The following is a 7,042-nucleotide window of genomic DNA, read 5'->3' as shown; positions in this document are numbered from 1 at the left end:
ATGAGAGTGAGACAGACCGGCATCTCATCGGATTATCTGGTTGATGCTTCACCTACTGCTGGTGCATGTTTCCTTCGCTAATTCCAGCAAGAACCCCACACGCCTCAACTTCCCGGTCATCGTTGCAACTCGCTCTCAGTGAAACGAGTTGTTTCTCAAGCGCTTGCAGAGCGGTTATCTGCGACCGCACATGAGAGATGTGATCATCGAGCAAGGCGTTGACGGCGGTACAAGGCTGATGAGGGTCGTCCTGATAGCTCTGTAGTTCGTGAATCTCAGCCAGTGACAGGCCCAGGATTCTGCAGCGACGGATGAAGGCCAGCCCCTCACCATGCTTCTCGGTATAGACACGGTAACCGTTGTCCTGCCGATCAGGCGGCGGCAACAAGCCCTGCTGTTCATAGAAGCGGATCGTCTGTGTTTCGACCCCTACCAACTGCGCCAACTGACCAATGCGCATCAGCCTCCTCCCCAACGGATTCTTTACTCTATTGACCTTATAGTAGCTTTATAGTTTAAAATGGTACCACAACATTGTTCAAGTGGAGTCGTATCATGAGCAAATCCTGTGGTGGCGCCTGTGGCGGTGATGCAACGTCCGCAGCGGATACCGATATACAGGCCTCCTCCGAGGCGCCAGGGAGATGGGTCAGTGTTTATGCCGTGCCGAAGATGGACTGTCCATCAGAAGAACGAATGATTCGCCTAGCCCTGAACGGCTTTGAGGAGATTCGGGCGCTGTCCTTCGACTTGTCGAACCGCCGGCTGAAGGTCGTGCATGACGGCGAGGTCGAGCCCGTCACCTCGAAACTGAAGACCTTGGGGCTAGGCGCCTCGCTTCAGGAAACCGTCGCTGCAAATCCGGAGACCATCAAGGCCGCCGAGTTTTCGGCAGCTTCTGCTAAGCAAGAATCCGGGACCCTGCGCTGGTTGCTCGGCATCAATGCACTTCTGTTCGTGGTGGAAATGACTGCCGGTCTGATCGCCCAGTCCACCGGCCTGATTGGAGAATCCCTGGACAATTTTGCCGATGCGGCGGTGTACGGGCTTGCCCTTTATGCGGTTGGACATAGCGTGAAAATGCAGGTACGTGCCGCGCATCTTGCTGGTGTACTGCAACTGATCTTGGCTGTGGGCGTGCTCGTAGAGGTGGTGAGACGCTTTGTATTCGGTAGTGAGCCTGAATCGCTGGTGATGATGGCTATCGCATTCGTCGCATTGATTGCCAATACCAGTTGTCTGCTGCTCATATCCAAACATCGGGAAGGCGGGGCGCACATGAAGGCAAGCTGGATATTCTCGGCCAACGACGTGGTGATCAACCTGGGGGTCATCACCGCCGGCGCCCTGGTCGCGTGGACCGGTTCCAATTATCCGGATCTGATTATCGGCACCATCGCGGGGGGCATTGTACTTAACGGTGCCAGACGCATTTTGGCGTTGAAGGGTTAAATAATGCTCATTATTGGCAAAAAGCTCTCGCCGTATGCCCTATTGTCCATATCGGGCCTGCTGGCAGCGTCTGATCAGGCTGTAAAGTGGCTGGTGCAGCAATCAATGGCATATGGCGAGTCTATTTCAGTGACCTCATTCTTTAACTGGGTACACGTATGGAATACCGGTGCCGCATTCAGTCTTTTTGCGAATGGTGGAGGCTGGCAGCGCTACTTTTTTATCGGAATCGCGGTAGTGGTCTCGATTTTTCTGATCAAGCTGATCCTTGAAAATCGTCATAAAGGAGAAGCCATCGCTTACAGTCTTATCCTCGGTGGCGCCATGGGCAACCTGATTGACCGGGTCTTTCGCGGCTATGTTGTGGATTCCTTTGATTTCTATTGGCGAGACTGGCATTGGCCAGCCTTCAACCTGGCTGATATTGCAATTGTCCTCGGTGCCTTACTTTTCGTTTCCAGCAGCTTGTTGGGTAAAAAAGCAAACACCAATGCCGAGCCGGATGGATCTGACTGACACCTACGCCTATACAATTCCGCGCCTTCCGGGGTGAAGGCGGCATCGAGCGGAATTTCTTTGCAGCATACGCAGCAGGTGGTGCAACTGGCAGTGTTCGGGGCGTTTGCGTTCATGGTGGTACTCCTCCAGATTGGTAGCGAAGCTCAAAGCTGCCCACTCTCGGCTGGCTGGGAAGCGGTCATGATCTTCCCTTGAAGGCCCGCAGCAGCCGCGTCACAGACAGGACAAACAAGCCGGTCAGCGTGAGGGCTGCAATACCCCAGTGCTCCCCGATGAACGCGCCGGCCGTCGTGCCGGCTAGCACAATGGCGAGAATCGGCAAATGGCAGGGACAGGTGAGCACGGCCAGCGCGCCCCACAAGTAGCCGGTGATCGGTTTGTGCGTCTCAGACGGCAAGTGCTCTGGGCTGTTCATGGCAGACTCTCCGCGTGCTGTGCCGGTTCGGTTGGCATGGCGGCCAGTTGCATTTCGAGGCTGGCCAGGGCCTCGCGCCGACGCTCGACGAGTTGCCGCAACACGGCAAGCTGCGCAGACGCACCGTCACCGTCCGCAGCATCCAGCGCCCGGCACAGCCGCGCCAGTGCGTCCAGGCCGATACCCGCTTCGAAGGCAGCCCGTACAAAGCGCAGCCGTTGCAACGCGGTGTCATCGAACAAGCCGTAGCCGCCCGTGGTGCACGCGACCGGCCGTAGCAATCCGCGCAGCAGGTAGTCGCGCACGATATGCACGCTCACCCCGGCATCAAGGGCCAGCCGGGACACTGTGTAGGCGCTCATTGAACACCTCCTTTTCCTCATCCGGCGCAGCACGAAAGCTGCTTCACGTCCTTGCTGAAGGTCTGCGCCGCGAGCTTCAGCCCTTCGACCATGGTCAGGTAGGGGAACAATTGGTCGGCCAGTTCCTGCACGGTCATACGGTTGCGAATGGCGAGCACCGCCGTCTGGATCAGTTCACCCGCTTCCGGGGCCACCGCTTGCACGCCGATGAGCCGTCCGCTACCTTCCTCGATGACCAGCTTGATGAAGCCGCGTGTGTCGAAGTTGGCAAGCGCACGCGGCACGTTGTCCAAGGTCAAGGTGCGACTGTCGGTCTCGATCCCGTCGTGATGTGCTTCCGCCTCGCTGTAGCCCACGGTGGCGACCTGCGGGTCGGTGAACACCACGGCCGGCATTGCGGTCAGGTCCAGGGCCGCATCGCCGCCAGTCATGTTGATCGCAGCACGGGTGCCGGCCGCTGCCGCCACATAGACGAACTGAGGCTGGTCGGTGCAGTCGCCAGCCGCATAAATGTGTGGCGTACTGGTGCGCATGCCCTTGTCGATGACGATGGCCCCCTGCGCATTGGCAGCGACTCCCGCCGCTTCCAATGCCAGGCTGCGCGTGTTCGGTGCCCTGCCAGTGGCGACCAGCAGCTGGTCGGCGCGTATTTCACCGTACCCGGTGGTCAGCACGAATTCGCCGTCAACATGCGCGACCTGGCTGGCTTGCGTGTGTTCCAATACCTTGATCCCTTCGGCACGGAACGCGGCTGTAACGGCCTCGCCAATGGCAGGGTCCTCGCTCGCAAACAACGTGCGCCGCGCCAGGATCGTGACTTCGCTGCCCAGCCGTGCAAACGCCTGCGCCAGTTCCAGCGCTACTACTGAGGCACCGATTACTGCGAGCCGTTTCGGAATGGTCTCGCTAACCAGCGCTTCGGTGGAAGTCCAATAGGGGGTTTCTGCAAGACCAGGCAACGGCGGAATGGCTGCGCTCGCGCCGGTAGCAATGAGACAGCGGTCAAACGCCACTTCGTGCCAGTCCCCTTCTGCAGCTTCCACGATAAGCGTGTGGCCATCCTTGAAACGGGCGCTGCCTCGTACCAGATTGATTGACGGATTGCTTTCGAGGATGCTTTCATATTTGGCAATTCGCAGCTCGTCCACGCGCGCCTGTTGCTGGACAAGCAAACGGTCACGCGAGACAACAGGCGGCGTCGCAGTGAGCCCCACGTCAAAAGGACTTTCACGGCGCAGATGAGCGATATGGGCTGCCCGAATCATGATCTTGGAGGGAACGCAACCCACGTTGACGCAGGTGCCGCCGATAGTCCCGCGCTCGATCAGCGTGACCCGGGCACCGTTTTCCGCCGCTTTGAGCGCAGCCGCCACAGCGGCTCCGCCGCTACCGATAACCGCCACATGTAACTGACCGGCCAGCTCCTCCACCGCGCGGTCACCGCTCAGCCACTGGGCGGCTCTGCCAAGAAGTCCTGGCCGTTCAGCACTGCGCCTTTTGCTTTCCACTTCGTCTGCAGGCTTAGCACGATAACCAAGTGCCCCCACTGCCGTCACGAGTGCCGATACGTCAAGCCTATTGCCCGTGACCTGCGCCCTGTTCGCCGGATAATCGACAGACGCTCGTATCACGCCGGGAACCGCCAGCAGCGCGTCCTCAACGTGCTTTGTGCAACTTGGGCAAGTCATGCCCGCCACGCTCAGACCAACTTCGTTTAATTCTTGCATTTTGCTCTCTCTTTCATCCGTTATGCCCAAGCCGACTCGTACAACGCCTCGGTAACTGGATCAGTTTTTCGCATCAGCGAACAGGCTCCGTACGTCATTTACAGGTTGTGCACGGAATGACTGACAGTAGAATCGCCAGAACAACATCTCTATCTGGCTCTGGCGACGCCGCCGTCATTTGATGCCTTATTTCTTCAGTTCAGAAGGGTAGCCCACGTCCGTCGTCGCCTTGATCAACTCATGCACACTGGTCTTGGTATCATCGAAGGTGACAACCGCTTCGCGTGGTTCGAAGGTAACGTCAACTTTATCAACGCCTTCAATCCTGGAAATCGCCATTTTGACGGTGATCGGGCAAGTCGCGCAGGACATTCCGGGAACGGACAACGTGACCGTCTGCGTGGCGGCCCAGGCAGGGACAGCGAAGGTAGCGGCAAGGGCAAGAGCGGTAAGCAGTTTTTTCATGATTTTTCCTCAATTAGTAGAACAGGGGCATTACATACGGGAACGTTAGTGCAACGACAACTAGCGCAGCCACAATCCAAAAGATGACTTTGTACGACGTCTTGGCTTGTGGGGCAGCGCATACATCGCCAGGCTCGCATGCTTGCGTAGTCCGGAAGATGCGGCGGTAGGCAAAGAACATTGCTATCAATGCCGCACCGAGAAAGATGGGGCGGTAAGGTTCCAATGCCGCCAAGTTACTCATCCAAGCGCCGCTGAATCCCAAGGCGATCAAAACCAGCGGCCCCAGGCAGCAGGCCGACGCAAGAATGGCGGCCAGCCCACCGGCGAAGAGCGCGCCGCGCCCGTTTTGTGGTTCAGACTTTTGTGGTTCAGACATACGCTTGTCCTTTCAAATTTGGTTTGGATAGCTTAAGCTTACTTCCGTAGTTATGTACGGAGTCAAGCGATATGCAAATTAATTTTGAGAATCTGACCATTGGCGTTTTTGCCAAGGCGGCCGGGGTCAATGTGGAGACCATCCGGTTCTACCAGCGCAAGGGCCTGCTGCCGGAGCCAGACAAGCCCTATGGCAGCATTCGCCGCTATGGCGAGGCGGATGTAACACGAGTGCGGTTCGTGAAATCGGCCCAGCGGCTGGGCTTTAGCCTGGACGAAATCGCCGAGCTACTGCGGCTGGAGGATGGCACCCATTGCGAGGAAGCCAGCGGCCTGGCCGAGCACAAGCTCAAGGATGTGCGCGAGAAGATGGCCGACTTGGCACGCATGGAGGCCGTGCTGTCTGAACTGGTGTGCGCCTGCCATGCGCGGAAAGGGAACGTTTCCTGCCCGCTGATTGCGTCACTGCAAGACGGAACGAAGCTCGCTGCATCGGCGCGGGGGAGTCACGGGGTGACTACGCCTTAGCGTGCTTTATTTTCCGAATTCTGAGACGACCCCCTATTGTCCATATCGGGCCTGCTGGCAGCGTCTGATCAGGCTGTAAAGTGGCTGGTGCAGCAATCAATGGCCTATGGCGAGTATGTTTCGGTGACCCCGTTCTTTAACTGGGTGCACCTATGGAACACCGGTGCCGCATTCAGTCTTTTTGCGAATGGTGGAGGCTGGCAGCGCTACTTTTTTATCGGAATCGCGGTAGTGGTCTCGATTTTTCTGATCAAGCTGATCCTTGAAAATCGTCATAAAGGAGAAGCCATCGCTTACAGTCTTATCCTCGGTGGCGCCATGGGCAACCTGATTGACCGGGTCTTTCGCGGCTATGTTGTGGATTCCTTTGATTTCTATTGGCGAGACTGGCATTGGCCGGCCTTCAACCTGGCTGATATTGCAATTGTCCTCGGTGCCTTACTTTTCGTTTCCAGCAGCTTGTTGGGTAAAAAAGCAAACACCAATGCCGAGTCGGATGGATCTGACTGACACCTACGCCTATACAACACCATGACCGAACTTCCCGACAACATCCTTCACCTGCCGCAATACCAAGTACTGGGCTGCAAATCAACCGACGACGAAATGCACTTCCAGGTGGACGTGCCCGATCCCATCGCCTGCGAGGAATGCGGCGTGCAGGGTGAGTTCGTACGGTTCGGCAAGCGTGACGTTCCCTATCGTGATCTGCCCATCCACGGCAAGCGGGTCACTCTCTGGGTGGTCCGCCGCCGATACACCTGCCGGGCCTGCAAGACAACATTCAGGCCCCAGCTACCGGAGATGGTGGACGGATTCCGTATGACACTGCGGCGGCATGAGTACGTGGAGAAGGAATCCTTCAACCACCCCTACACCTTTGTGGCGGCACAGACCGGCCTGGACGAGAAGACGGTGCGCGACATCTTCAACGCCCGCGCCGAGTTCCTGGGGCGCTGGCACCGCTTCGAGACGCCCCGCATCCTGGGCATTGACGAGCTATACCTGAACAAGCGCTACCGCTGCATTCTGACCAACATTGAGGAGCGAACCCTGCTCGACCTGCTGGCCACCCGCCGCCAGGACGTGGTGACCAACTACCTGATGAAGCTGAAAGACCGGCAGAAGGTCGAGATCGTCAGCATGGACATGTGGAACCCCTACCGGGCAGCGGTCAAGGCTGTGCTGCCCCAGGC

10 protein-coding genes and 2 pseudogenes are annotated in these 7,042 nt (G+C 57.8%); 5 read left to right on the top strand and 7 right to left on the bottom strand.

Going from position 1 to position 7,042, the window contains the following annotated elements; all coding sequences use genetic code 11:
* Positions 1-52: 52 nt before the first annotated feature.
* A complete protein-coding gene (gene cadR / locus CWE21_RS13270; RefSeq protein ID WP_004364961.1) occupies positions 53-460 on the bottom strand; it encodes a Cd(II)/Pb(II)-responsive transcriptional regulator in 408 nt (135 codons plus the stop codon).
* 95 nt (positions 461-555) lie between these two features.
* Between cadR and CWE21_RS13265 the strand changes: the two genes are divergently transcribed.
* Positions 556-1,452, top strand: coding sequence for a cation efflux transmembrane domain-containing protein (locus CWE21_RS13265; RefSeq protein ID WP_004574643.1), 897 nt, complete (start codon positions 556-558; stop codon positions 1,450-1,452).
* Positions 1,453-1,455: 3 nt separating this feature from the next.
* Positions 1,456-1,968: a signal peptidase II gene (gene lspA, locus CWE21_RS13260; protein WP_016915550.1), complete on the top strand. Its 513-nt coding sequence runs from the start codon at positions 1,456-1,458 to the stop codon at positions 1,966-1,968.
* Between the two features lie 50 nt (positions 1,969-2,018).
* Here lspA (CWE21_RS13260) and CWE21_RS13610 read toward each other — a convergent pair.
* From CWE21_RS13610 to merT, 6 genes and pseudogenes are all read right to left on the bottom strand, one after another.
* Positions 2,019-2,084: pseudogene (locus CWE21_RS13610) on the bottom strand (hypothetical protein); the annotation flags it as partial.
* 65 nt (positions 2,085-2,149) lie between these two features.
* Positions 2,150-2,386, bottom strand: coding sequence for a broad-spectrum mercury transporter MerE (gene merE / locus CWE21_RS13245; protein ID WP_001087807.1), 237 nt, complete (start codon positions 2,384-2,386; stop codon positions 2,150-2,152).
* On the bottom strand, positions 2,383-2,748 hold the full coding sequence (merD, locus tag CWE21_RS13240; protein ID WP_001277463.1) for a mercury resistance co-regulator MerD: 366 nt from the start codon (positions 2,746-2,748) through the stop codon (positions 2,383-2,385). Before merD ends, merE begins: the two co-directional genes overlap by 4 nt.
* A 17-nt stretch (positions 2,749-2,765) precedes the next feature.
* On the bottom strand, positions 2,766-4,475 hold the full coding sequence (merA, locus tag CWE21_RS13235) for a mercury(II) reductase (protein ID WP_001157002.1): 1,710 nt from the start codon (positions 4,473-4,475) through the stop codon (positions 2,766-2,768).
* Positions 4,476-4,661: 186 nt separating this feature from the next.
* On the bottom strand, positions 4,662-4,940 hold the full coding sequence (merP, locus tag CWE21_RS13230; RefSeq protein WP_008950835.1) for a mercury resistance system periplasmic binding protein MerP: 279 nt from the start codon (positions 4,938-4,940) through the stop codon (positions 4,662-4,664).
* A 13-nt stretch (positions 4,941-4,953) separates the two neighbouring features.
* Entirely contained in the window at positions 4,954-5,319 is a 366-nt protein-coding gene (gene merT / locus CWE21_RS13225; protein ID WP_008985551.1) for a mercuric ion transporter MerT, read from the bottom strand.
* 71 nt (positions 5,320-5,390) lie between these two features.
* Here merT and merR point away from each other — a divergent pair, with 71 nt between their 5' ends.
* The 3 genes and pseudogenes from merR to CWE21_RS13210 form a co-directional block, all read left to right on the top strand.
* On the top strand, positions 5,391-5,846 hold the full coding sequence (gene merR, locus CWE21_RS13220; RefSeq protein WP_001166628.1) for an Hg(II)-responsive transcriptional regulator: 456 nt from the start codon (positions 5,391-5,393) through the stop codon (positions 5,844-5,846).
* Between the two features lie 36 nt (positions 5,847-5,882).
* A complete protein-coding gene (gene lspA / locus CWE21_RS13215) occupies positions 5,883-6,356 on the top strand; it encodes a signal peptidase II (RefSeq protein WP_126834900.1) in 474 nt (157 codons plus the stop codon).
* A gap of 21 nt (positions 6,357-6,377) precedes the next feature.
* Positions 6,378-7,042: pseudogene (locus CWE21_RS13210) on the top strand (ISL3-like element ISPpu12 family transposase); the annotation flags it as partial.

This window comes from Pseudidiomarina aquimaris, from assembly GCF_003987395.1.
GTDB classification, from domain to species: Bacteria; Pseudomonadota; Gammaproteobacteria; order Enterobacterales; family Alteromonadaceae; genus Pseudidiomarina; species Pseudidiomarina aquimaris.
Note: the sequence above shows the minus strand (reverse complement) of the source record. Positions and strands in the feature narration are given on the sequence as shown.